Raw genomic sequence first — 23,781 nt, forward strand, 5'->3', positions numbered from 1 at the left:
AAGCAGATAAGCGAAATCCGGGATGTCGATTTGTTGGGCATAATGCCGCGCGGGACCGCCGTGTGGCATCCACCGCTGCAACATCTTCGAATAAACATGCAACGCCGCAGGCTGCAAGGGAAAAACCGCAAAATAGATTGATTTCGGCTCATTTATGCCTGCAATGCACGAAAATCAGTTGGGATTGGCGGCGCTGACGACACGATCCCGCCCGTCCAGATCAGGGAGAATCACGACCTGCGCCCACCCCTGATCCCGGAAGATCTCCAGCACATCGTCACCCTGTTGCCAGCCGATCTCGGCCAAAACCCGACCCTGAGCACTTAGGAAAGACGGTGCCTGCGCGGCTATGGTACGGTAGGCGGACAAGCCGTCGCCCTCGTCTGTCAGTGCCAGTCGCGGCTCATGGTCGCGCAACTCTGGCTGGGCGTGCGCCATTTCATCGGCTGTCAAGTACGGTGGGTTGGAAACGATCAAATCAAAACGCCCCTCCACGTTGTCAAACCAGTTCGATTGCTCGAACCCGGCGCGTTCCGCGACACCGTGCATCACAGCATTGGCGCTGGCTTGCAGGCAGGCATCCTCGCTGAGATCAATACCCAGCCCGGTGACGTCCGTGCGCTCTGCCAGCAGCGTGATCAGGATACAGCCGGATCCTGTGCCAAGATCCAGAACACTACGGAAACTGTCAGACAGCGCCGCATCGATCAGCGCTTCGGTCTCGGGGCGCGGGTCAAGCACGGCATTGCTGATATCAAACCGGCGTCCGTAAAACTCGCGCGATCCGATCAGTTGAGACACAGGAACACGCACCGCCCTTAGCGCCACGAGGTTGTCATAGCGTTCCGCAATATCCGGTGCGATATCCTCAGGCGCGATCAACGTCACTCGTGCCGCATCCACCTGTGCCGCGTGTGCAAGGAGCAAACGCGCATCGCGTGCCGGGTCAGGAACGCCGGCGGCGCGCAGTCGGGCAACCGCAGCAACCATGGCTTCGGCGGCGGTCACTGGCCCATCTCCGCCATAAGTCGCGCCTGAGCATCTGCCGTCAGCGCATCGACAATTTCGTCCAGATCCCCCTGCAGAATCGCATCCAGCCGATACAGCGTGAGGTTAATGCGGTGGTCTGTCATGCGACCTTGCGGGAAGTTGTATGTCCGGATCCGTTCGGACCGGTCCCCCGATCCGACCTGCGCTGCGCGATCCGCTGCGCGCTCGGTATCGGCGCGGTTGCGCTCCAGATCATAAAGGCGGGCCTTGAGCACCTGCATGGCGATCTCGCGGTTGCGGTGCTGCGACTTTTCCGAACTTGTAACCACGATGCCTGTCGGCACGTGGGTGATCCGAACCGCGGAGTCCGTGGTGTTGACGTGCTGACCGCCTGCACCGGATGACCGCATTGTATCGATCCGCAGGTCGCCGGGATTGATATCGATATCAACATCCTCGGCTTCGGGCAGAACAGCGACAGTCGCGGCGGATGTGTGAATACGACCGCCGCTTTCGGTGCTTGGGACGCGTTGGACACGGTGCACGCCACTTTCGAACTTCAACCGCGCAAATACATCCTGCCCTTTGACGTGAACCACCGCCTCTTTGATTCCGCCCAATTCGGTTTCCTGCAGTTCGATCGTGTCCATCTTCCAGCCCTTGGACTCGGCGTATCGTTGGTACATACGCAGCAAATCACCGGCAAAAAGCGCTGCCTCGTCTCCTCCGGTACCGGGCCGGATCTCCAGCATGGCAGGTTTCGCGTCGGCTTTGTCCTTGGGCAAAAGCGCAAGCTGCAGCGCTTCTTCGGCATCGGGCAGCGCGGCTTTCAAACGTGGCAGCTCTTCCTCAGCCAAGGGCGCCATATCCGGATCGTCAAGCATATCGCGGGCTTCTTCCATGTCGCTGAGAAGCTGCTGGTATGCTGCGATCTGCTCCACCACTGGGCGCAGGTCAGAGTATTCCTTTGACAGCGCGGCAATATCGCCCCCGTCGCCAGAGGCCATTGCGGCCTCCAGATACTGGAAGCGATCGGTAATTTGGCGCAATCGGTCTAATGGGATCATACCGTTGCAATCCATTATTGAATCGAGTTGGTCAAGGCCCGTGAACATGCTACACTTGCTGCATGAAACGATTGGCCATCTTTTTGTGTTTTTTGAGCCTGCCTGCTGTAGCCGATGTGACATCTCCCAGCGGGAAAACCGTGGAGTGCTATTGCACGGACAAATCCGGTTCGCGTGTCGAACTAGGCCAGACAATCTGCATGCAAGTGGACGGGCGCATGTTTATGGCGCAGTGTCAAATGTCGCTGAACGTGCCGATGTGGCGTGAAATCGAACAGGGCTGTCTGTCATCCGGCCTTGATCGCGGCGAGCAGCCCCTCCAGTCTTTCTCGGTTGACGCCCATATCTGACTGTCCAAACCGCACACGCGCGTAGGCCTTGAGTGTGCCATCCGACAGTTGCAGCGTTGTGTAGTCGGGGAACCCGAAAACACGAGAGCGCGTAACAAAAGAAATCCGCCGCGACGCTACATCGCCTGCCAGCACGTTTGTGCGGGGCAAGTTTTGCATGTAGGCAGAGGCGGCCTCGAACATCTCTTCATCCGCTGGAACGACGCGCAATGCGCTATTGGCTGTATCTGCAGATTGCGTATCTGCGATCGCCGCATGCACTTGTGCTGCATTATGCGGAGCAAGGCGAACGTAGGCGGCACCACCCGCGGCAACCAGCGCAACGGCCCAGAATAAAAGTCGCATGACGTTTCCCCGTATTAAATCCTGTACCACCCTGTCATCGGTATGCCACACCGGGCAGGACGCATAACAACTCGAACAGGATGTTCGCACCGACGAGCGCTGTGTTGCCCGAGGTATCATAAGCTGGAGATACCTCGACAAGGTCACATCCCACGATATTCAAACCCTTGAGAGCGCGAATAAGTTCCATCGCCTGTGATGTTGTCAGCCCTCCGATTTCGGGGGTCCCTGTACCCGGGGCAAAAGCCGGATCCAGACTGTCAATGTCGTAAGAAACATAAACCGGCATGTCAGCGCCGATGTCGCGCCGTATCTCGCCGCCCAGCGTTGTCAGGCTGCGATGCCACAGATCTTGCGCGGGAAACTGTTGAAAGCCCCAACCCTGCGCTTCGGTAAAGTCCTCGGCCGTGTAACCGGTGCCGCGCAGCCCGACCTGATAAGTTTTCTCAGGGACGATCAGCCCTTCTTCAAAAGCGCGCCGGAAAACGGTCCCGTGGGTTTCCTTTTCGCCGAACATCTCGTCGTTGACGTCCGCATGCGCGTCGACATGCACCAAGGCGACGGGGCCAAACCGTTTGTGCATGGCCCGAAGGATCGGCAGAGTTATGGAGTGATCGCCACCAATCGCCACCGGCATCGCATCATAGTTGAGTATTGCGTTATAGCTTTCTTCGATAATCCGCAGGCTGTCGGTCAGTGAGAACGTATTGATCGCCAGATCACCGATATCGGCCACCTGCAAGCTGTCAAAAGGAGCAGCACCGGTCCCCATGTGATAGGGCCGTATCATCGCGGATTGAGAGCGCACCTCTTTCGGACCGAAACGGGTTCCGGAGCGCCACGATGTACCTATGTCCATCGGAATCCCCAGCACGGCGACGTCAAGTCCTTTGAGGTCATTGACCATCGGCAGGCGCATAAAGCTGTTGGGCCCGGAAAAACGTGCCAGATCATTGCCACTGATCGGTTGGTTCTTGGCTGCCATCAGGCCTTGCCCCGCAAGTTGTGCCAAAGCAGGCACAGTATTTCCGTTGCGACATGTGCCCCCGCAACAGCTGTCGCCCCGGTCTGGTCAAAGGGGGGCGATACCTCGACGATATCGCCGCCAACAATGTTGATGCCGGCCAGATCACGCAACATGATGGCCGCCTGCGCCGAGGTCAGACCACCCCAAACCGGCGTCCCGGTGCCGGGCGCATAAGCCGGGTCGAGCGCGTCGATGTCAAAGGTCAGGTAGACGGGCGCGTCGCCCAGTACGTCCTTGATCTTGGCAACCGCCGCCGCCGCGCCTTGTTCGTGCACCTCACGCGCATCAATTGTCGTCACCCCAAGCGGGTCAGGATTGGTTGTGCGAATGCCCACCTGTACTGACCGCGCCGGATCGACGATGCCTCCCTTGATCGCCTTGTACACAAATGTACCGTGATCAATGCGGCTTTCATCGTCATCGGGCCAACTATCAGAATGCGCATCAAACTGCAGCAGGCAGATCGGCCCGAATTTATCCGCATAAGCTTTCAGGATGGGATAAGTCACAAAGTGATCGCCGCCGAGCACCACTGTCGCCACGTCCTGAGAAATGATCCCTGCAATATGATCTTTGAGCGCTGCAGGAAATTCCGCAACCTGCGCATAGTCGAACGCCAAGTCGCCATAGTCGGCGATGGCACACTCGCTGAAAACATCGAAAGGCCAACCGTAAGGCGGGTCACAGGGCTGTAACAAGCTTGCCTCACGAATGGCACGTGGGCCCAAACGCGTTCCGGTGCGGTTTGTCACCGCCTGATCGAACGGCACACCGGTTACGGCGATATCCACACCGGCAAGATCCTTGGTGTATTTGCGCCGCAAGAAAGATGCCGCGCCGCCAAAAACATTCTCGTGACTGTGCCCCTTCAGATCGTCACGCGTAAAGGCGTGGTCGATCTGGTTTTTTGCTTCGCCAAGTCCCACTGTTTATGCTCCGGCAACAGGCTGAGCGCGTTCAACGAGGCGCGCCAGGAACGACGCACCGATCGGCGCGATCTCGTCGTTGAAGTTGTAAAGCGGGTGGTGGCACATGGGGCTGTCGCCTTGGCCCAAAAAAACATACGCGCCAGGACGGGCTTCTAGCATATAGGCAAAATCTTCGGCCCCCATCACCGGTGCTACGTTTTCGTCGACACCCGTGTCACCGGCAATCTCTCGTGCGACCTCTGCCGCAAAGGCGGCCTCTTGCGGCGCATTGATTGTAGGCGGGTAGCCGTATTTGTACTCCAGACGCGCAGTGACACCATAGGAAGCCGCCTGCCCGTTCATGATTTCCTCAATACGGCGCACAGCCATGGCCTGCACGTCTTTGGAAAACGTGCGCACGGTTCCGTTGATATGACAGGTTCCTGGGATCACGTTGTGCGCGGTACCGCCGTGGATCTGTGTCAGCGACACGACCAGTTGCTGCATTGGGTCCACATTGCGGCTGACAATGCTTTGCAGGGCCTGAACCATCGCGCAGCCAGCCAACACAGGGTCCGCCGTCTCGTGCGGGCGCGCCGCGTGCCCACCGATCCCATCAATGTAGATATTGAACTCGTCCGCCGCTGCCATGATCGGCCCGGGGTTCAGATTGAACGTGCCGGTCTCGAACGCGGGCGCATTGTGCATGGCAAAGACCTGTCCGATTTTGAAGGTGTCCATGATACCTTCCTGCACCATGGCCTCACCGCCGCCCGTATCCTCTTCGTCAGGTTGGAAAATCAGCGCCACCCGCCCCGAAAAATTCCGCGTCTCGGCAAGGTATTTGGCCGCGCCCAACAGCATCGCGGTGTGCCCGTCATGCCCGCAGGCGTGCATTGCGCCGGGATGCGTGGATGCATACTCCAGATCCGCTGTTTCCGGCATCGGCAGCGCATCCATATCCGCACGCAAGCCAATAGTCGGCCCCGCGCCCTTGCCGTTTATGATCGCGACGATGCCTGTTTGCGCGATCCCCTCGTGCAACTCGTCCACCCCGAATTCCCGCAGCCGGTCGGCGACAAAGGCTGCCGTCTTATGGCAGGCGCGGCCAAGTTCTGGAATGGTATGCAGGTGCCTGCGCCATTCAGTGATCTCATCACTCATCGCAGCGATGCGGTTAACAACTGGCATGGTCTGGACTCCCCGATAAAATGTCTGTCTGCTGCATCAGACAAGAAAGAGGCCCGCCCTGCAATGGCAGATGATCTGATCCACGACCCCGAAGCGGGAATTGAACGTTTGCTTGAGATCATGCGCCGCTTGCGGGATCCGGAAAATGGCTGTCCGTGGGACATCGAGCAGGACTTTGACAGCATCGCGCCCTACACCATTGAAGAAGCGTACGAAGTTGCCGACGCCATCCAGAGGCGTGATTGGTCAGAATTGGAAGGAGAGCTGGGCGACCTGCTGCTTCAAACCGTCTATCACACGGCTATGGGCGAAGAAGCAGGGCATTTCAGCTTTCAATCTGTCGTTCGTTCCATTTCAGACAAAATGGTAGCCCGGCATCCGCACGTGTTTGGCAACGAGTCGCGCGAGAAATCCGCCGAGCAGCAAACCGCGGACTGGGAAGCGATCAAGGCAGCAGAACGCGCAGGGAAAAAGCAGAAAGGAACGCTGGACGGGGTCGCGATCGGCTTACCCGCCCTGTTGCGCGCGCTCAAGTTGCAGAAACGCGCAGCGCGCGTCGGTTTTGACTGGCCGGATACGGCGCATGTAATCGACAAGATCACCGAAGAGGCTGCAGAATTGGTTGAAGCGCAGGCTCAACTCGGCCCCGCAGAGATTGAGGAAGAGTTCGGAGACCTTCTATTTGTCATGGCCAATCTTGGCCGACATCTTGGTCTTGATCCCGAAGCGGCGCTGCGCGCAGCTAATGCTAAATTCACCGCCCGTTTCGAACGTGTGGAACAAAAACTGGCTGAACGCGGCAAGACACCCAGCGACAGCGATCTGGCAGAGATGGATGCGCTATGGGATGAAGCAAAACTGGAAATGCGCGGCTAACGTTCGAAAACTGGAACGCCCAAAGCTTCCAGCTTGCTCATAAAAGGTTCTTTGGGCGGGATATCGCCGGAAAAAACGCGGATCTTGCCACCATCTGCGGTATGTATTTCCATGTCGGTGCTGTCGCTCCAAGATACAAAAACAACCCTCTGCACGTCTTTCAGCATGATTTCGCGGGGCTTTTGCCACGGCGACAGGATCAACCTGTCCCGCATCAACCTGACACCTGAAGTTGGGTTTTTAATCAGCAAGAACAGCAACATAGCAGCGCATGGAAGCCAAATCGCCCAAATGAACCATGGCGCTTTTTCGTAAAGTGCAAGCATACACAGCATGGCAATGGCCACCGCTGACGACCAAACGACAAGGCGACGCCCTTGCAACCGATATGAATATACCTCTTCCATGGCTCCTGCCGTAGCACGCGAATGTGGCGTCTCTTTGACCACTTTGGGCGCTGGACATCCGCCATGCTGCCCTGCAAACAGGGCGCATGACAGTACGCAAGATCATCATAGACACCGATCCCGGACAAGATGACGCCGTTGCGATCCTTTTGGCACTTGCCAGTCCAGAAGATCTCGACGTTTTGGGCATCACCTGCGTTGCGGGTAACGTGCCGCTGGAGTTGACGGCCAAGAACGCGCGCATCGTGTGCGAACTGGCCGGAAAACCGCAAACGCGTGTCTTTGCTGGCTGCGACAGCCCATTAGGTCGCCCGCTTGTCACCGCAGAACATGTCCATGGAAAAACCGGGCTCGACGGGCCCGACCTGCCGGATCCCAAGATGCCGCTGCAGGATACACATGCTGTGGATTTCATTATCGAAACACTGCGCACCGAACCGCCCGGAACAGTCACCCTGTGCCCGCTGGGCCCACTCACAAACATTGCTACCGCGTTCCAAAAGGCGCCTGACATTGTGGAAAGAGTTCAGGAAATTGTCTTGATGGGAGGTGCCTACTTTGAAGTTGGTAACATCACGCCCGCGGCGGAATTCAACATTTACGTTGATCCACAAGCAGCTGATATCATTTTCAAATCAGGAATCCATATTGTCGTGATGCCACTGGATGTCACGCACAAGGCACTGGTGACACAGGATCGCAATGACCGGTTCCGCGCACTTGCGACAAAGCCCGGCGTGGCCGTGGCGGAGATGACGGATTTCTTTGAACGGTTCGACAAGGAAAAATATGGCTCAGCCGGTGCGCCACTGCACGACCCTTGCGTGACGGCCTATCTGCTACGGCCGGAACTTTTTTCTGGACGCCACATAAATGTCGAGATCGAAACGTCCTCGGAATTGACCATGGGCATGACCGTCGCAGACTGGTGGGGCGTCACCGATCGCGCGCCGAATGCTCTGTTTATCGGCGATCTGGATGCAGACGGTTTTTTTGAATTGCTGACAGAACGGATTGCGCGGCTATGAGCGCCGCATTGACACTCGCGACACCTGAGCATCTCGACAAGCTGGATGCACTTGTTGGCGCCTTTCACACAGAACAAGGCATCACACTTGCGCCCGAAGCCCGACGTGCGGGGCTTGAACCGCTGTTATCAGGCATCCCGCACGGCGTCGCCTACCTCATCGGACCAGCGCGTGCGCCCATCGGCTATCTGATCGTCACATTTGGCTGGTCGGTCGAATTTGGCGGGCTGGACGGGTTCATAGACGAGATTTACGTCCGTCCCGGCGTGCGCGGACGTGGTATCGCGTCAGAAACCTTGCAGTCCCTGCCCCGTGCCTTGGCGGGCGCAGGCCTGAAGGCGCTCCATCTTGAAGTAGACCGCGAAGCAGAAACCACCCACAAACTCTACGCGCGTGCGGGCTTTCGTGCGCGGCCTCGTTACATGCTCATGACGCGAAACTTCTAGGTCGCGACTGGCACTAAGGCGAGACAGGGCATATATCCGTCTCATGACACTGACCCTTCCTTTCGATAACAGTTTTTCCCGGCTGCCAGAGATCTTCTATTCTCGTCTGGATCCCACGCCGGTGCGAAACCCCAGACTTGTCGCCTATAACGAAGATCTGGGCGCGCTTTTGGGCGTGCCAGACGCGACGGACGCAGTTCGCGCGCGCGTCTTCTCCGGCGTTGACGTCCCGCAAGGGGCGAGCCCTCTGGCGCAGCTATACGCAGGCCATCAGTTCGGTAACTATAATCCGCAGCTTGGCGACGGTCGCGCAATCCTGCTGGGCGAAGTGATCGGCAGCGACGGCATCCGGCGTGACATCCAGCTTAAGGGATCCGGCCCGACGCCTTACTCGCGCATGGGTGATGGGCGCGCGTGGCTGGGGCCTGTGTTGCGCGAATATGTGGTGTCCGAAGCGATGCATGCGTTGGGCATTCCAACAACACGCGCACTGGCGGCGACACTGACCGGCGAGGACGTCATTCGAGAGACAGTTCTGCCTGGTGCCGTTTTGACACGCGTTGCGCGTAGCCATCTCAGGGTCGGCACCTTTCAGATCTTTGCCCATCGCGGGCAAACGGATGCTTTAAAAGAACTGACTGTTTACGCGATCAAGCGTCACTATCCGGATGCCGATGGCCCTCTTGGCTTGCTGCGCGCCGTTTGCGCGGCACAGGCAAAATTGATCGCGGCGTGGATGTCCGTCGGGTTCATCCACGGCGTGATGAACACCGACAACGCGGCCATTTCAGGAGAAACCATCGATTACGGCCCATGTGCATTTATGGATGAATACCACGCCGATATGGTCTTTAGTTCGATTGATCAGACCGGGCGATATGCGTTTTCAAACCAACCGCGCATTGCGGTGTGGAACATGGCGCAACTGGCCACAGCACTGCTGCAGCAACTGGATGATCCAGAAGCCGCGGTCGGTGAGGCAACTGAAATTGTACACGCGATGCCCGGATTGATCGAGCGGGCCTGGATCGGTCGGATGGGCGCTAAAATAGGTATTGGTGATGCGGGCCTTGACGATCTTCCGCTCATCGAGGCCCTGCTCAAGTTAATGCAGGAAAATCATGCGGACTTCACAAACACCTTCGATGCGCTGGCGCGTGCCGACGCGCGTGATCAGTTCCTCGATCGGGAGGCGTTCGACGCTTGGGCCTCGGAATGGCGTGCGCGCATCGCCAGTGAAGATGACCCGTACAAGGTGATGCAAGCCGCCTCCCCCCGCATCATACCGCGCAACCACCGGATCGAAGAGATGATAACGGCGGCCGTGGCAGGTGACTTTGCACCGTTTCACAGGCTGACGACAGCACTTGCCGACCCATTTGGCACTGATGATACTGAATTGATGCGCCCACCTGCCGCGTCAGAGCGCGTTCCGGCCACCTTCTGCGGCACCTAAGTCGGGCGTCGTGGCTTGCGGTTGATCAGGTATATTCCCGCCGAGACCAACCCGAGCGCAACCCACGCTTGCGGCCCGACCTCTTCTCCAAGCAAAAGCCAACCAAGGATCACCGCAAAGATCGGAGACAAAAAGCTGAACGAGGCGACCGAAGATGCAGGGTATATCGTCAGGAGCCAGAACCAGACCAAAAAGCCCAGAGACGCCACAGCAACAATCTGGAACAGGAGTGCAGCGTAGTGAATAAGTTCAGGATCGCGCAGCAAATCGCCACTGATGACCGCAGCACCCAGAAGGATGGGTGCAGACACCAAGACCTGAAACATCAGTTGTTGCGCCGGAGGCACTGTTTTTAACGGGGTAGTCTTGACCAACAGCGCAATGCCGGCCCAGCCGAGTGCGGCGCCCAGCGCCATCAAATCACCTTCAAGCGATGCAGACGTGTCACTTCGATCCAGCAACGCTATGGCAACGCCAAGCATAGCCATAGCGAGGCCGATCGACTTTATCCCGCTCAACCTGTCATCGGGCATCAGGAAATGGCTTGCGATCGCCAACCACACCGGCATCGAATAAAAGATGACCGACGCGCGGCTGACAGTGGTGAAATCAAGCGCTGAAAAGAGCACCATGAATTCAAAGCCGAACAAGACACCAGACAAGATACCAGCGGGCACTGCAGCGCGCGGTACTGTAAGTGGAATGCCGCGCAGCTTCATCCAGATCAGCAAAACCACGACGGCCCCCGCCGACCGAAGGCCAGCGGCATAGATGGGGCCAAAGCCACCATTGGCGACTTTGATCACCACCTGATTAAAGGCGAGGTGCAGCGCAAAGGCGATCAGGGCCGCAGCCCCAAAGGCATCCATATGTGATTTCGGCTCCATAGCGGCTCAAGATCGCCGCGAAGCGTCAATGTCAATCACATTTGCGCGCGACACCGGATTAACCCGCGTTGCCAACCGCTTTCGGTTTTCCGCCACGCCGCCGGCTCCGGCTTCCGCCGGGCTTGCCGCCACGCGCATTTCCGCCACTTGGCATGCCGGCCTGCGGACGGCCAGCGCCGCCTCTGCCGCGTCCACGGCCACGTCCGCCGCGGCCTTTGGGTTTTGTTTCAGAAACACTTTCTGCAGCTTCCCATGGCCGGCCCGACCCGACGGGAATACGCACACCCATCGTCTTTTGGATCGCGATCAATTCGCCCATCTCATCGGGTGCACAAAAGGCAATCGCCGCGCCATCCTTACCGGCGCGCGCCGTCCGCCCGATCCGGTGCACGTAGTTGTCCGGCACATTCGGCAGGTCAAAGTTGTACACGTGTTTAACATCGGGGATGTCCAAACCGCGTGCCGCCACGTCTGTTGCAACCAGCACCATGACTTCGCCAGAAGTGAAAGCAGCGAGTGCGCGGTCACGTTGTCCCTGACTTTTATTGCCATGAATCGATGCCGCGCCATAGCCCGACTTGACTAGCGATTTCATCAAACGCTCAGAACCATGCTTGGTGCGTGCAAACACAAGCGCGCGCTCGTCCCGGTGCTTGTCCAGCATTTCGACCAGCAGGTTCGTTTTTTCCGCCTTGGCAATGAAATGCACTTCCTGAGTAACCTTGTCTGCCGCTTTTCCCGGAGGTGACACCTCGATACGGATCGGGTTACGCAGGTAGCTTTGCGCCAACTCGTTCATCTGTTTGGGCATAGTGGCCGAAAATAGCATGGTCTGGCGCTCTTTCGGGATGACTGTCGCTATTTTGCGAAGATCATGGATGAACCCCATGTCGAGCATCTGGTCAGCCTCATCAAGCACCAGAAAAACTGTTTCATCCAGCCGAACTGCGCGCCTGTCCATCAAATCGAGCAGTCGGCCCGGCGTTGCCACTAGCAGATCCACGCCACGCTCCAGACGCTTGATCTGAACGTTGATGCTCTGTCCGCCAACGACCATGCCCACCCGAACTTTTGTTTTGTCGGCATAAGCGCGCAAGTTCTTGTGAATCTGCGTGACCAGTTCGCGCGTCGGTGCCAACACCAGCCCGCGCACGGATCTCGGTGCAGGCCTGCCGTCAAGCTCGAGCATCTGCGCAACAAGCGGCACACCGAATGCCGCGGTTTTGCCAGTGCCTGTTTGCGCCAGCCCCATGACATCCCGCCCGTTCAGTGCGTGCGGAATTGCCTGCTTTTGTATTGGTGTGGGCGTGTCCAGCCCCATGTCTTTCAGGCGGGCCACAAGCTTTGGTGGCAAGCCCATCATATCAAAATCACTCATATCTGTCTTTCTGGCACGCAAACGCACGCCATGCATACGCCGCAAAACGGCGTGGTAAGGGGCGCCAAATGGATCACCGGCGCGCACAGAATTATGCGCACCACTCCGATGGCGGTCGGCCCCACGCGTGATTTTGGGAACGGTGGCGGGCTTTACGGCGGACCTGGTCGGGGAATTCCCGTCTGTCCGGACTGCTCACGCGGCAGAAAGCATCGCCTACAGGGCACATGAGGGCTTCCATCCTCGATGTCAAGCTCTGTGAAAAACTTGGCTGGCACCAAAGCCCAATCCTCGTTAGATGTGACCCTTACGCGACAGGGGCACGACATGACTAAATCGATCATCCACAGATGTGAGGCACAGGGGCTTCGCATGACCGGACAGCGACGCACTATTGCACAGGTGCTAGAAGACAGCGACGACCATCCCGACGTCGAAGAACTGTATGCGCGCGCCACGGCCATCGACAGCGGCATTTCGATCGCGACGGTCTATCGAACGGTCAAACTCTTCGAAGAAGCGGGCATTCTGGACAAGCTGGAATTTGGTGACGGGCGCGCCCGCTATGAAGATGCAGAGCGCGATCACCACGACCACCTGATCAATATCAACAGTGGCGAGGTGATCGAATTTGTTGACGAGGAAATTGAGGCCTTGCAGGAAAAGATTGCACGCAAACTCGGCTACGAGCTTTTGGGACACCGGCTTGAGTTGTATGGCGTCCCTTTACGCAAGAAAGACAAAGGCTAGGTCCGAATGAGCAACCGCGATCGCCCCCTGCTGGCCGTACTGATTGATGCCGACAATGTGCCTGCCAAGTTCGCCTCGGCGATCCTTGATGAGGTAAAGCTGATCGGCGAACCTGCACTTCGCCGCGTCTACGGTGACTGGTCAAGCGGCCAACTGGGCAAGTGGTCGGATTGCATCCGGTCGTTGGGCCTTGTCGCGCATCAGGAAACGGCCAACACCACGGGAAAGAATGCTTCTGACATCGGCCTTGTCATTGATGCGATGGACATCTTGCACGGACAGCGATTTGACGGCTTTGTTCTGGTGTCATCTGACAGCGATTTCACGGCGCTGGCCAACAGGTTGCGTGAAGATGGGCTGATGGTCATCGGTATTGGCGAGAACAAGGCGCCCGAAGCGCTGCGCAATGTCTGCAATCGGTTTATCCTGATTGAAAACCTCGGCGGTGCGCGCGACGACAAATCCCGACAAGGCTCAGAACAACCCTCATTGCCGCTTAACCACGCCTACCAAAGGATCAGTAACGCCATCGTCGCAATAGAGCAGGACGAGGAATGGTATAACATCAGCACCATCAAGAACATCATCACCAGCAGCCACTCGGATTTTGACCAGCGGAGTTATGGGCACACAAAATTCAGTGGATTGATCAAGGCGCTATCTGACAAGTTTGAAACCAAGATGGACGGCAAGACCATCCTGATCCGGCCCAAGAAGTAGATCGCAGATGGAAAACCTGCGCGGCGCCGGCCTCATGGTCCTGTCCATGCTTTTGTTCGCGATTGAAGACATGCTGATCAAATTGATGGCCGTTGAACTGCCAATCGGTCAGATTGTCGGCATGTTAGGCATCGGGAGTGCCGTTCTTATCGGTCCAATTCTGCTGATGCAGGGCCAAGCGCTCTTTGACCGCAGCATGCTGACCATTCCGATTGCCTTGCGCGCGTTGGGCGAACTTATCGGCACTTTGGGCTTTGTCACAGCGATTGCCCTGACCCCTTTGTCGTCTGCCTCAGCCATTTTGCAAGCGACGCCGCTGTTTGTCACACTGGGCGCTGCGCTCTTTTTGCAAGAGGCCGTCGGATGGCGTCGCTGGACAGCAATCTTCGTCGGGTTCATCGGGGTATTGCTGATCATCCGCCCCGGGATGGAAGGGTTCAACTGGTATTCTCTGTTTGCCTTGCAAGGCGTAATCGGTCTGGGCATCCGCGATCTTGCGACGCGCCGTGTGCCGCCCGAGACATCCTCTTTACAGCTAAGTTTTCTGGCCTTTCTGGTTCTCGTACCAACGGCAGCGATTATGATGAGCCTGAACGGCACATCCTTCGTGGCGCTCTCAACCCTTAACTGGGTTTACTTTGTGATTGCGATCGTCATTGGCATCGCCGCCTACTATGCGATTGTATCCGCCATGCGCATCGGCGAGATCAGCTTTGTGACACCGTTTAGGTATTCACGCATCATATTTGCTTTGATTGTAGGCGTTTTTATTTTTGGCGAACGTCCCGACGCATTGACGTTGATCGGCGCAGCGGTGGTGGTTGGCTCTGGTCTTTACACGCTTTGGCGAGAAAGAAATGTTCGCGCTAACGCTCAGTGACCTTTTCTTCCATGAACCAGCACGGTAAGACCCGCGTAACTCAATTTAGGGAGCCTTGATCCATGAGCACCATTATCGACATCCACGCGCGCGAAATCCTCGATAGCCGCGGCAACCCCACGGTCGAAGTCGACGTGATCCTCGAAGATGGCACAATGGGTCGCGCAGCAGTGCCCTCTGGTGCCTCTACCGGCGCTTATGAAGCTGTTGAGCGTCGGGATGGAGACAAGTCACGCTACATGGGCAAAGGCGTGCTCGAAGCATGCGCTGCGGTGAACGGTGAAATCGCAGAAGCGCTGGTCGGCATCGATGCGACAGAACAAGTGGACATCGACAGCGCGATGATCGAATTGGACGGCACCCCGAACAAGTCCAGACTGGGTGCAAACGCCATTTTGGGCGTTTCACTGGCGACGGCAAAGGCTGCGGCGGATTATTGCACGCAACCGCTTTACCGTTACGTCGGCGGCACTTCTGCCCGTGTTCTGCCCGTTCCGATGATGAATATCATCAATGGTGGCGAGCATGCCGACAACCCGATCGATATTCAGGAATTTATGATCATGCCTGTTGCTGCGGACAACATCCGCGAAGCTGTGCGCATGGGTTCTGAAGTCTTTCACACACTGAAAAAAGAGCTTTCATCGGCGGGCCTGTCGACGGGTATCGGGGATGAGGGGGGCTTTGCACCCAACATCAGCTCGACCCGCGATGCACTTGATTTCATTCTGAAATCCATTGAAAAGGCAGGCTTTAAACCCGGTGATGACATCTACCTCGCAATGGATTGCGCCGCGACCGAGTACTACCGCGACGGCAAATATGAACTGAAGGGCGAAAGCAAATCGCTTGGCTCCGACGAAAACGTCGACTATCTCGCCGCGCTGGTAAATGACTACCCGATCATTTCCATCGAAGACGGCATGTCAGAGGATGACTGGGACGGGTGGAAGGCGTTGACGGAAGCACTCGGCGAAAAAGTGCAACTGGTCGGAGACGATCTTTTTGTCACCAATCCTGAACGGCTGGCTATGGGCATTGAACGTGGGTCCGCGAACTCAATGCTGGTAAAGGTCAATCAAATCGGCAGCTTGACGGAAACTCTTAAAGCTGTGGACATGGCACACCGTGCCGGATTCACCAACGTCATGTCGCACCGCTCCGGCGAAACCGAAGATGCCACCATTGCTGATCTTGCAGTCGCTACAAACTGCGGCCAGATCAAAACCGGTTCTTTGGCGCGATCGGACAGGCTGGCCAAATACAACCAGCTGATCCGCATCGAAGAAGCTTTGGGCGAAACCGCAGAATACGCGGGTCGTTCGATCCTGCGCTGATGACGGATGTGGTCATCCGGCAGGCGGAAACGCCTGCCGACTTCGAAAATGTCCGCACTCTGTGCTGGGAATACCGAGACTACCTGCTCAGCCACAGCGACGAGGTACGAAACGCCGTATCCGTACGTTACAGCAAGGCCAATTACACCGCGATCATGGCGGGGTTGGAACAGGAACATGCCCGTCCGAAAGGTATCATCTTTCTGGCGGAAATGGATGGCGAACCGGTGGGGTGCGGCATGACCCACCCGCTCAGCGATACGGAAGCAGAAATAAAACGGGTATATGTGCGCCCGAGCGCCCGTGGGTGCGGCGTGGCTTCGAGCGTATCACATGCGTTGATGGTACAGGCGCGCCAAGACGGGTATGAAACCGTCTTTCTTGATACATCTCGGCTATTTACGGGTGCGCAAAGCATGTACGAAAAGCTCGGGTTTCGTAAACGCGGCCCCTATTCTGGCCAGACACCGGAGATTGACCAGTTTCTGGTGTTTTACGAATTCAAACTGTGAAGCGCTCCGGCCTGTATGGTGCGACGAGCGCTGCAGTCTCGTTTGACAACGGCATCTCCATGACTTCGCTGGATGTGATTTCAGCGGCAATGGCGCACAAGGTAGCGCCAGAGTGCATAACAGCGACGTGGAGGCCTTCAAGACCTGCAGAGCCGATGACCGGGCGTTGATCGCCCGGCACTGGGCGATAAGCCAGCGCCACGGCATCCCAGTCGATATCCATGCCGACCAGTTCGGAAACCCGCGCCGCCGCCGCACGAGCCAGCACTCGCGGATCGGTTTCGATCTTCTCTGTTGCATCGCTTTGATGGGAGGCCGCGGTCGGCACAATGAACCGGCCCGAAGTATCCTGACGAATTTCACCATCGGGCGTAACCAATATATGCGCCAACAAGGGTGGCATCACTGTCGAACGCATGATGACGCCGGGACGGTCCAGCATGGGCAAATGAACACCCGTATCACGAAGCACATCGGGCGCTGCTACGCCCGCGGCGACGACAACCTTGTCACAAGCCAGAATTCCCCCAGACCAGCGAACGCCAATTATTCGGCCTGAGTGATGCTCGATACCGGTCGCATCAATACCGGTCACCAGTTTGGCGCCATAGCTTTGCGCAGTGGCGAGAGCGTCGTGCGTGAGCGACAACAGATTGGCGACGCCTTCACTTTCAAACATCAACGCGCGCTCGGGTGGGTTAATCTTCGGTTCGAGCGCGGCAATTTCATCGCGATACAGCGCGCGCACCGGGTAGCCAAGCTGTTGCAACGCGCGGAATTGCGCATCAAAAGCGTCGCCTGTTTCCTCCCAGCACAGACACCGCTGCCACCGGATTGCACTGGTACCCAGATCAAGCTGCAACCGCTTGTGCGCGTTAATGCCTTCCTGTCGAAAACGGTAGTGCACCTCATCGAGATAAAAGCTCGCATTGATCCAACCAAAGGAGGCCCCCGACGCTCCAGCAGCCGGGCCGCGCCCGTCAATCACCGTCACCTCGGCACCTGCCTGCGCAAGCTTGTATGCTGTCAACGCGCCGATCACTCCGGCGCCGATTACGATGACTTTCACTTCGCTCTCCTCTTGGCGGGCGATAAGCACGAGACTACTGTGCCATCATGACAGCACAAGAGATCATCGACCGTTTACAGCTATCTCCGCACCCGGAGGGCGGGCATTACCGCCAGACATGGATTGCGGAAAATTCCGGCAGACCCAGTGGAACCTGCATCTACTTCCTTCTGGCCGCAGGAGAAAGCAGTCATTGGCACAAAGTGGATGCAACGGAGATTTGGCTCTATCACTGTGGTGCGCCTTTGGTGCTGTCTCTTAGTGAGACAGAAGACGGCCCGGCGCACGACCACCTGCTATCACCGGATCTCGATCGAGGCCGCCCGCAAATCATAGTGCCGGAACACCACTGGCAGGCGGCACGCACAACAGGTGCTTACACGCTTGTCAGTTGCACCGTATCGCCGGGTTTTTTGTTTGATGGTTTTACCTTGGCGCAAAAAGGCTTTGATATTCCGCGTGGCTAGGCGCTACGCAACCCGCCTGCGCCTTCGTCCGGCAGGCTGATCTGTCCGCCGCCAACGGCCGCACGCACGCCCGTTGTTCCGGGGCAAGATGTGGGCAAACCGCGCGCCACACGGACGGCCAGATAGGCAAAGGCTTGCGCCTCCAGCATATCGCCGTCCAGCCCCACGTCCTCTGCCAGAGAAACAGGGCAGTCCAGCGCCGCTTGCAGCATTTCCATCAGCACCGGGTTACGACGCCCGCCGCCTGCGACCAGCACACGATCCGGATATTTCGGACAGTGCTGCATACCTTCAAGCACAGCAGCCGCGCACATACCCGCCAGTGTTGCTACAGCATCCGCGTCTGGAAGCTCTCCCACGAGATCAATCATCTGAGAAAAGTCATTTCTGTCCAGAGACTTAGGCGGAATTCGTGCAAAATACGGCTCAGCAAGAAAAAGCTCTAACGCACCGTTTTCCACCGTGCCTTGCCGTGCCAGGGCTCCATCCTTGTCGTAATCCTGACCACGGCGCGCCTGCATCAGATCGTTGATTGGCGCATTCGCCGGTCCGGTGTCAAAAGACAGCAATGCGCCCGGTTCCTGAGGCGCGTCATAAGAAGGGTCGACGTAGGTCAAATTGCCAACACCGCCGAGGTTCAGAAACGCCACCGGTGCACGGGCGCCAATATGGCGCGCGCAAGCGAAGTGGAAAAACGGAGCCAACGGCGCGCCCTCGCCTCCCAATTCAACGTCTGCGGTACGAAAATCCCAGATTACAGGGGTACCCAGCGCATTTGCCAGCCATGCTCCATCGCCCACTTGAAGCGTGCCTCGTAACCGGGGTGCATGCGCCAAAGTCTGCCCGTGAAAGCCAATCAGATCAGCCTGATCGAAACGTTCCAAGAGCGTGAGATGCGCCTGCTCGACAACGTCGGTTGCCGCGTCCACTTCCGGCCCAGACCATCGCCCCAAGCCCGCGCGCAGCACTGTCTTTTCAGAGGCGGAATAGCTGAGGTAGTTAGACGGCCCGAACGACTGGATCACATGCCCGTCTGTCACAAGCACGGCCGCATCCACGCCATCCAGCGAGGTGCCGCTCATCGTGCCGAGCGCGGTGACGAAACCCGATTTCGCGATGCTCCGCGTCAAAGCCTTTTCCTTTGCCCAGCTTGCCCCTATAGAGTGAGCGCATTCCAACCCAAGAGCAAGAGCTATGACCTACCACCCCAAATCGGATTTCGTTGCAGTTATGATGGAACGCGGCTTTCTCGCCGATTGCACCGATTATCAGGGGCTCGATGAGGCCCTGCTGTCAGGCGTACAGCCGGGGTATATCGGATTTGACGCAACAGCCAAATCGCTGCACGTGGGCTCGCTCATCCAGATCATGATGCTGCGCTGGCTGCAAAAGACGGGCCACAAGCCAATCACGCTGATGGGCGGCGGCACCACAAAGGTCGGCGATCCGTCTTTTCGCGCCGATGAACGCCCTTTGCTCAGCCCCGAGGCAATCGACGCCAACATTGCTGGTATCAAAAAGGTTTTCTCCGCCTATATCGACTATTCCGACGCGCCCAACGGGGCGATCATGCTCAACAACGCCGAGTGGCTAGATGATCTGAACTACCTCGATTTTCTGCGCGATATCGGCCGGCATTTCTCGATAAACCGGATGCTTTCTTTCGAAAGTGTCAAATCTCGCCTTGATCGTGAACAGTCGCTTTCGTTTCTCGAATTCAACTACATGATCCTGCAGGCCTACGACTTTATGGAACTGCACCGGCGATACGGATGCGTGCTGCAAATGGGCGGGTCGGATCAGTGGGGAAATATTGTCAACGGGATCGATCTGACGCGCCGCGTCATTGATGGTGAAGTGTACGGGCTGACAACACATCTGCTGACGACGTCCGATGGCAAGAAGATGGGCAAATCGCAATCGGGTGCAGTCTGGCTGAATCCGGATATGCTTTCGCCTTACGAGTTCTGGCAGTTTTGGCGCAACACGACCGACGCCGACGTGGGCAAATTCCTGAAACTATACACGGAATTACCCGTAGACGAGTGCGACCGGCTCGGCGCGCTAGCTGGATCGGAGATCAATGAAGCCAAGATCCGGTTGGCAAATGAGGTGACAGCGCTGCTGCACGGAGAAGAAGCGGCAGCTGCCGCCGAAGCAACCGCACGCGAGGTCTTTGAAAAGGGCGGCGTCGGCGATGATCTTCCGACGCTTACCCTTGACGCTGCCGAGTTGGGCGATGGCATTTCAGTGGTACAGCTTATTGTGAAATCCGGATTGGCCAAATCCGGCAAAGAGGCGAAACGGCTGATCGCCGAGAACGGTGCGCGACTTGATGATGCACCGCTCACAGATGCTGGGCTGATGATTGATGCCGCTGCTCTCGCTGCGCCAATTAAGTTAAGCGCTGGCAAGAAAAGACATGCTCTGGTGCAATTGAACTGAATGTTGACGTGTCGCGCCCAGCGCGGCACGTTGCAGCCGTCGTATATTTAAAGGGCAGGCAAAGTGGATATCACAAAAACGGCTGCCGTTGTGACGGGCGCGGCCTCCGGTTTGGGCGAGGCCACAGCGCGTCACTTCGCGAAAATGGGTGCACAGGTCACCCTTCTGGATCGTGACGTGGCGCGCGGGCAGTCCATCGCGGCAGAGATCGGCGGGCACTTCGCAGAAACCGATGTAACCAATGAAGCCTCAGTCCAAGCGGCCATGGAAACAGCGGCAGACAGGATGGGCAACATAACCGCAGCGATTAACTGTGCAGGTATCGCCATTGCGGTCAAAACGGTCGGCCGTGACGGTCCACACCCGCTTGACGCCTTTCAGCGCACGATTGATGTCAACCTCGTCGGAACATTCAACGTGGCCCGGCTCGCAGCCGCGCAAATGCAATCGAATGCGCCTGACGACGATGGCGCGCGCGGGGTGATTATCAACACCGCGTCCATCGCCGCTTTCGATGGTCAAAAGGGGCAAGCCGCTTACGCCGCCTCAAAAGGCGGCGTGGCTGGTCTGTGCTTGCCGATGGCAAGGGATTTGGCATCGCAGGGTATTCGGGTGATGACCATCGCGCCCGGCATTTTCATGACGCCCATGCTTGCTGGATTGGGTGAGGATGTCCAAGCACAACTGGCAGCAGATGTTCCCTGCCCTGCCCGTCTGGGTGACCCTGCAGAATTCGCACAGCTCGCCGCCTTTATCGTAGGTGCGGGTTACCTCAACGGTGAGGTCATCCGGATCGACGGCGCGTTGCGGATGCGCTAGTGCCGCTGCAGAACCGTGTACAGCCGACGGGCGAAATCCTCGCCGTACCCGCACGCGGCGCCTACATGGGCAACCGCGGTATTCTTCATGATGACGCCAAGCATCTGACCAGCGCGCGCTGGCGCCACAAAGCATGGGTCACCTGCGTTTTGTCGTTCAAGCAGCGCAAACGCAGTCTGATGACGCCGGGTCGCTATACAGAGCTGTTTTTCGCAGACGAGGCCGTTGCATTTGCGGCAGGGCATCGGCCCTGCGGCGAATGTCGTCGCGCGGATTACAACCGGTTCAGACAATACGCAGGCATCACCGGCAAAATAACAGATTACGACGCACAGCTGCACCATGCGCGCGCCGTGCCGCGCACATACGGACAAGTACGGCACGCGGCGGATGTTTCTGAACTGCCGGACGGCACCTTCATCCTGGATGCAGATGGAATGGCGTGCCTCGTTCTCGGCGAGGCGCTGGTGCCATATCAAGCGCACAGCGGTTATGGAGAGCGCCGCTGTCGGCCAACACAGGGTCGGGTCAGGGTTCTGACCCCTATCATGCTCGTAGATGTATTGCGGGCTGGCTATGAATTGGACTTGCGTTTAAACAGCTAACCGCCGGCCTTTTCCGCCAATACAAGCCACTCTTCCTCCGCCGCTTCCAGCTTCTCTTGACGTTCTACCAGCGCCTCAGTCGCTTTCTGAAACTTGACCGGGTTCTCGGCAAAGAGATCAGGGTCTGCCAGCAATTCGGAAAGCTTTGCAATTTCAGCTTCCAGACGGTCGATCTCGCCCGGCAAGGCATCCAGCCTGTGCTTTTCGGTGAAACTCAAACCCGCTTGCTTCGCTGTCTTTTTTGGCTTGGATTCCGCTGTTCCGGCGCTTTTCGGCTTTTGGGCTTCTGCCTTTCGTTTGTCCGTCACTGTGCGCTGCGACTGGTAGTCGCTCCAACCGCCCGCGTAGATCGTGGCTTTGCCATCCCCTTCCATGGCAATCGTCGTCGCCGCGACACGGTCCAGAAAGTCCCTGTCGTGGCTGACCAGCAGCACCGTGCCGTCGTATGTGCCCAGCAGTTCTTGCAAAAGGTCGAGCGTTTCGACGTCAAGATCGTTTGTCGGCTCGTCCAGCACCAGCAGATTACTCGGGCGTGCCATGATCTTGGCCAACAACAACCGCGCCTTTTCCCCACCTGACAAGGACCGGACCGGCGCGCGTGCCTGCGCTTCGTCAAAGAGAAACTCTTTCAGGTACCCCACAACATGTTTGGGCGCACCGCGCACCATCACCTGATCTGCCTTGCCAGACACGCGCATGTCCGGATCACCGGTCAGGCTGTCCCACAAGCTCATGTCGCCGTCCAGTTGGGCACGCGATTGGTCGAATACCGCGGTCTCAAGGTTTGTGCCAGATTTCACTGTGCCGCTGTCGGGAGTTTCCAAGCCAATCAGCATGTTCAGCAGCGTTGTCTTGCCGACACCATTTGGACCGACGAAGGCAATGCGATCGCCGCGCTGAACGGTCAGCGAAAACGGCTTTAGGATACACTTGTCGCCAAAGCTTTTGGTAATGCCATCAGCTTCGATCACCTTGCGCCCCGACTTTGGCCCAGCATCAAACGCCATTGCCGCGGTTCCTTGCCGGACGATCTGAGCCGCCCGTTCTGCGCGCAGGTCTTGCAATGCCCGGACCCGTCCCTGATTGCGCTTGCGCCGCGCCGAGATACCTTCGACGGCCCAGCGCGCCTCTGCTTTGATCTTACGATCCAGCTTGTGCCGCTGCATGTCTTCTTCTTCCCAGACCGTGTCCCGCCATGCTTCGAACCCGCCGAAACCCTGCTCTTGGCGGCGAACGACGCCACGGTCGATCCACAGCGTTGCCCGCGTCAGCCGGCGCAGGAAAGCGCGGTCGTGGCTGATGATGACGAAGGCTTTGCCACTGTGTTGCAGTTCTTCCTCCAGCCATGCGATCGCTTCGATATCGAGATGGTTTGTCGGCTCGTCCAGCAACATCAAGTCCGGCTCGTCCGCCATTAAGCGCGCCAGCGCAGCACGCCGCCTTTCGCCGCCACTTGCGGTATCGACCGGACGCGCGGGATCAAACTTCAGCCCCTCGCCTGCGCGTTCAACCTTGTACATTTCCGAAGGCTCCAACCCTTGCGAGGCGAACTCACCCAGCGTCGAAAAACCAGAAAGATCGGGGTCCTGCTCCATGTACCCCACCGAGATACCTGGGCCGCGCACGATATCACCCCGATCGGTGTCCACCAGTCCGGCCATCACCTTCATCAGTGTCGACTTTCCCGACCCATTGCGCCCTACGAGGGCAACGCGGTCACCGGGCTGCACCACAAAGCTTAGCCCGTCAAAAACCGGGGCGCCACCAAAGGTGAGCGAGATGTCATTTATTTGTAGCAAGGGGACACGAGCCATACGGGCG

Annotated in this window: 26 protein-coding genes; 14 read left to right on the forward strand and 12 right to left on the reverse strand. The window is 57.7% G+C overall.

Annotation, left to right across the window (positions count from 1 at the left end):
• Positions 1-174 precede the first annotated feature (174 nt).
• Both prmC and prfA read right to left on the reverse strand, forming a co-directional pair.
• Entirely contained in the window at positions 175-990 is an 816-nt protein-coding gene (gene prmC / locus AC2D8V_RS07480; protein ID WP_484733873.1) for a peptide chain release factor N(5)-glutamine methyltransferase, read from the reverse strand.
• 14 nt (positions 991-1,004) lie between these two features.
• A complete protein-coding gene (gene prfA, locus AC2D8V_RS07485; RefSeq protein ID WP_484732907.1) occupies positions 1,005-2,057 on the reverse strand; it encodes a peptide chain release factor 1 in 1,053 nt (350 codons plus the stop codon).
• Positions 2,058-2,119: 62 nt separating this feature from the next.
• On the opposite strand from prfA, the gene AC2D8V_RS07490 reads away from it, so the two are divergent.
• The gene (locus AC2D8V_RS07490) at positions 2,120-2,407 is read left to right on the forward strand and encodes a hypothetical protein (RefSeq protein ID WP_484732908.1); all 288 of its coding nucleotides are present in this window, start codon (positions 2,120-2,122) and stop codon (positions 2,405-2,407) included.
• On the opposite strand, the gene AC2D8V_RS07495 is transcribed toward AC2D8V_RS07490, so the two are convergent.
• Genes AC2D8V_RS07495 through AC2D8V_RS07510 form a run of 4 tightly spaced genes read right to left on the reverse strand, consistent with a single transcriptional unit; the run spans position 2,345 to position 5,878 of the window.
• Complete coding sequence (locus AC2D8V_RS07495) at positions 2,345-2,752, reverse strand: DUF1499 domain-containing protein (RefSeq protein WP_484732909.1); 408 nt, start codon at positions 2,750-2,752, stop codon at positions 2,345-2,347. The genes AC2D8V_RS07490 and AC2D8V_RS07495 overlap by 63 nt on opposite strands.
• A gap of 34 nt (positions 2,753-2,786) precedes the next feature.
• Positions 2,787-3,737 carry an agmatinase gene (gene speB / locus AC2D8V_RS07500; RefSeq protein ID WP_484732910.1) on the reverse strand — a complete coding sequence of 317 codons (951 nt, stop codon included), beginning with the start codon at positions 3,735-3,737 and terminating at the stop codon, positions 2,787-2,789.
• On the reverse strand, positions 3,737-4,705 hold the full coding sequence (gene speB, locus AC2D8V_RS07505) for an agmatinase (protein WP_484732911.1): 969 nt from the start codon (positions 4,703-4,705) through the stop codon (positions 3,737-3,739). The genes speB (AC2D8V_RS07500) and speB (AC2D8V_RS07505) overlap by 1 nt, the downstream gene beginning before the upstream one ends.
• A gap of 3 nt (positions 4,706-4,708) precedes the next feature.
• Positions 4,709-5,878, reverse strand: coding sequence for a M20 aminoacylase family protein (locus AC2D8V_RS07510; protein ID WP_484732912.1), 1,170 nt, complete (start codon positions 5,876-5,878; stop codon positions 4,709-4,711).
• Positions 5,879-5,941: 63 nt separating this feature from the next.
• Between AC2D8V_RS07510 and mazG the strand changes: the two genes are divergently transcribed.
• Complete coding sequence (gene mazG / locus AC2D8V_RS07515) at positions 5,942-6,754, forward strand: nucleoside triphosphate pyrophosphohydrolase (RefSeq protein ID WP_484732913.1); 813 nt, start codon at positions 5,942-5,944, stop codon at positions 6,752-6,754.
• Here mazG and AC2D8V_RS07520 read toward each other — a convergent pair.
• A complete protein-coding gene (locus AC2D8V_RS07520; protein WP_484732914.1) occupies positions 6,751-7,203 on the reverse strand; it encodes a hypothetical protein in 453 nt (150 codons plus the stop codon). The genes mazG and AC2D8V_RS07520 overlap by 4 nt on opposite strands.
• 44 nt (positions 7,204-7,247) lie before the next feature.
• Between AC2D8V_RS07520 and AC2D8V_RS07525 the strand changes: the two genes are divergently transcribed.
• Genes AC2D8V_RS07525 through AC2D8V_RS07535 form a run of 3 tightly spaced genes read left to right on the forward strand, consistent with a single transcriptional unit; the run spans position 7,248 to position 10,091 of the window.
• A complete protein-coding gene (locus AC2D8V_RS07525; protein ID WP_484732915.1) occupies positions 7,248-8,189 on the forward strand; it encodes a nucleoside hydrolase in 942 nt (313 codons plus the stop codon).
• A complete protein-coding gene (locus AC2D8V_RS07530) occupies positions 8,186-8,635 on the forward strand; it encodes a GNAT family N-acetyltransferase (RefSeq protein ID WP_484732916.1) in 450 nt (149 codons plus the stop codon). Before AC2D8V_RS07525 ends, AC2D8V_RS07530 begins: the two co-directional genes overlap by 4 nt.
• A gap of 43 nt (positions 8,636-8,678) precedes the next feature.
• A complete protein-coding gene (locus tag AC2D8V_RS07535) occupies positions 8,679-10,091 on the forward strand; it encodes a protein adenylyltransferase SelO (protein WP_484732917.1) in 1,413 nt (470 codons plus the stop codon).
• Here AC2D8V_RS07535 and AC2D8V_RS07540 read toward each other — a convergent pair.
• Both AC2D8V_RS07540 and AC2D8V_RS07545 read right to left on the reverse strand, forming a co-directional pair.
• Positions 10,088-10,978, reverse strand: a complete 891-nt coding sequence (locus tag AC2D8V_RS07540; RefSeq protein ID WP_484732918.1) for a DMT family transporter — start codon at positions 10,976-10,978, stop codon at positions 10,088-10,090. The genes AC2D8V_RS07535 and AC2D8V_RS07540 overlap by 4 nt on opposite strands.
• A 58-nt stretch (positions 10,979-11,036) precedes the next feature.
• Positions 11,037-12,356, reverse strand: a complete 1,320-nt coding sequence (locus tag AC2D8V_RS07545) for a DEAD/DEAH box helicase (RefSeq protein WP_484732919.1) — start codon at positions 12,354-12,356, stop codon at positions 11,037-11,039.
• A gap of 327 nt (positions 12,357-12,683) precedes the next feature.
• Here AC2D8V_RS07545 and AC2D8V_RS07550 point away from each other — a divergent pair, with 327 nt between their 5' ends.
• The 5 genes from AC2D8V_RS07550 to AC2D8V_RS07570 all read left to right on the forward strand — a co-directional run bounded on the left by AC2D8V_RS07550 (position 12,684) and on the right by AC2D8V_RS07570 (position 16,555).
• On the forward strand, positions 12,684-13,106 hold the full coding sequence (locus AC2D8V_RS07550; protein ID WP_484732920.1) for a Fur family transcriptional regulator: 423 nt from the start codon (positions 12,684-12,686) through the stop codon (positions 13,104-13,106).
• A gap of 6 nt (positions 13,107-13,112) precedes the next feature.
• A complete protein-coding gene (locus AC2D8V_RS07555; protein ID WP_484732921.1) occupies positions 13,113-13,826 on the forward strand; it encodes an NYN domain-containing protein in 714 nt (237 codons plus the stop codon).
• A 7-nt stretch (positions 13,827-13,833) separates the two neighbouring features.
• Positions 13,834-14,706, forward strand: coding sequence for a DMT family transporter (locus AC2D8V_RS07560; protein WP_484732922.1), 873 nt, complete (start codon positions 13,834-13,836; stop codon positions 14,704-14,706).
• 62 nt (positions 14,707-14,768) lie between these two features.
• A complete protein-coding gene (gene eno, locus AC2D8V_RS07565; RefSeq protein WP_484732923.1) occupies positions 14,769-16,043 on the forward strand; it encodes a phosphopyruvate hydratase in 1,275 nt (424 codons plus the stop codon).
• Complete coding sequence (locus AC2D8V_RS07570; RefSeq protein ID WP_484732924.1) at positions 16,043-16,555, forward strand: GNAT family N-acetyltransferase; 513 nt, start codon at positions 16,043-16,045, stop codon at positions 16,553-16,555. Before eno ends, AC2D8V_RS07570 begins: the two co-directional genes overlap by 1 nt.
• Here AC2D8V_RS07570 and AC2D8V_RS07575 read toward each other — a convergent pair.
• The gene (locus tag AC2D8V_RS07575) at positions 16,545-17,624 is read right to left on the reverse strand and encodes an NAD(P)/FAD-dependent oxidoreductase (protein ID WP_484732925.1); all 1,080 of its coding nucleotides are present in this window, start codon (positions 17,622-17,624) and stop codon (positions 16,545-16,547) included. The two genes, AC2D8V_RS07570 and AC2D8V_RS07575, sit on opposite strands and share 11 nt — an antisense overlap.
• A 47-nt stretch (positions 17,625-17,671) precedes the next feature.
• Here AC2D8V_RS07575 and AC2D8V_RS07580 point away from each other — a divergent pair, with 47 nt between their 5' ends.
• Entirely contained in the window at positions 17,672-18,091 is a 420-nt protein-coding gene (locus AC2D8V_RS07580) for a cupin domain-containing protein (protein ID WP_484732926.1), read from the forward strand.
• Here the strand turns inward: AC2D8V_RS07580 and AC2D8V_RS07585 are convergent.
• Complete coding sequence (locus tag AC2D8V_RS07585; RefSeq protein WP_484732927.1) at positions 18,088-19,221, reverse strand: anhydro-N-acetylmuramic acid kinase; 1,134 nt, start codon at positions 19,219-19,221, stop codon at positions 18,088-18,090. The two genes, AC2D8V_RS07580 and AC2D8V_RS07585, sit on opposite strands and share 4 nt — an antisense overlap.
• Before the next feature lie 64 nt (positions 19,222-19,285).
• On the opposite strand from AC2D8V_RS07585, the gene tyrS reads away from it, so the two are divergent.
• From tyrS to AC2D8V_RS07600, 3 genes are all read left to right on the forward strand, one after another.
• A complete protein-coding gene (gene tyrS / locus AC2D8V_RS07590) occupies positions 19,286-20,536 on the forward strand; it encodes a tyrosine--tRNA ligase (protein WP_484732928.1) in 1,251 nt (416 codons plus the stop codon).
• 63 nt (positions 20,537-20,599) lie between these two features.
• Positions 20,600-21,355: an SDR family NAD(P)-dependent oxidoreductase gene (locus AC2D8V_RS07595; RefSeq protein ID WP_484732929.1), complete on the forward strand. Its 756-nt coding sequence runs from the start codon at positions 20,600-20,602 to the stop codon at positions 21,353-21,355.
• The gene (locus AC2D8V_RS07600) at positions 21,355-21,960 is read left to right on the forward strand and encodes a hypothetical protein (RefSeq protein WP_484732930.1); all 606 of its coding nucleotides are present in this window, start codon (positions 21,355-21,357) and stop codon (positions 21,958-21,960) included. Before AC2D8V_RS07595 ends, AC2D8V_RS07600 begins: the two co-directional genes overlap by 1 nt.
• On the opposite strand, the gene AC2D8V_RS07605 is transcribed toward AC2D8V_RS07600, so the two are convergent.
• Positions 21,957-23,774 (reverse strand): ABC-F family ATP-binding cassette domain-containing protein, encoded by a 1,818-nt coding sequence (locus AC2D8V_RS07605; protein WP_484732931.1) that lies wholly within the window; start codon positions 23,772-23,774, stop codon positions 21,957-21,959. The two genes, AC2D8V_RS07600 and AC2D8V_RS07605, sit on opposite strands and share 4 nt — an antisense overlap.
• Positions 23,775-23,781 lie beyond the last annotated feature (7 nt).

It is taken from the genome of Roseobacter sp. YIN89, from assembly GCF_057219365.1.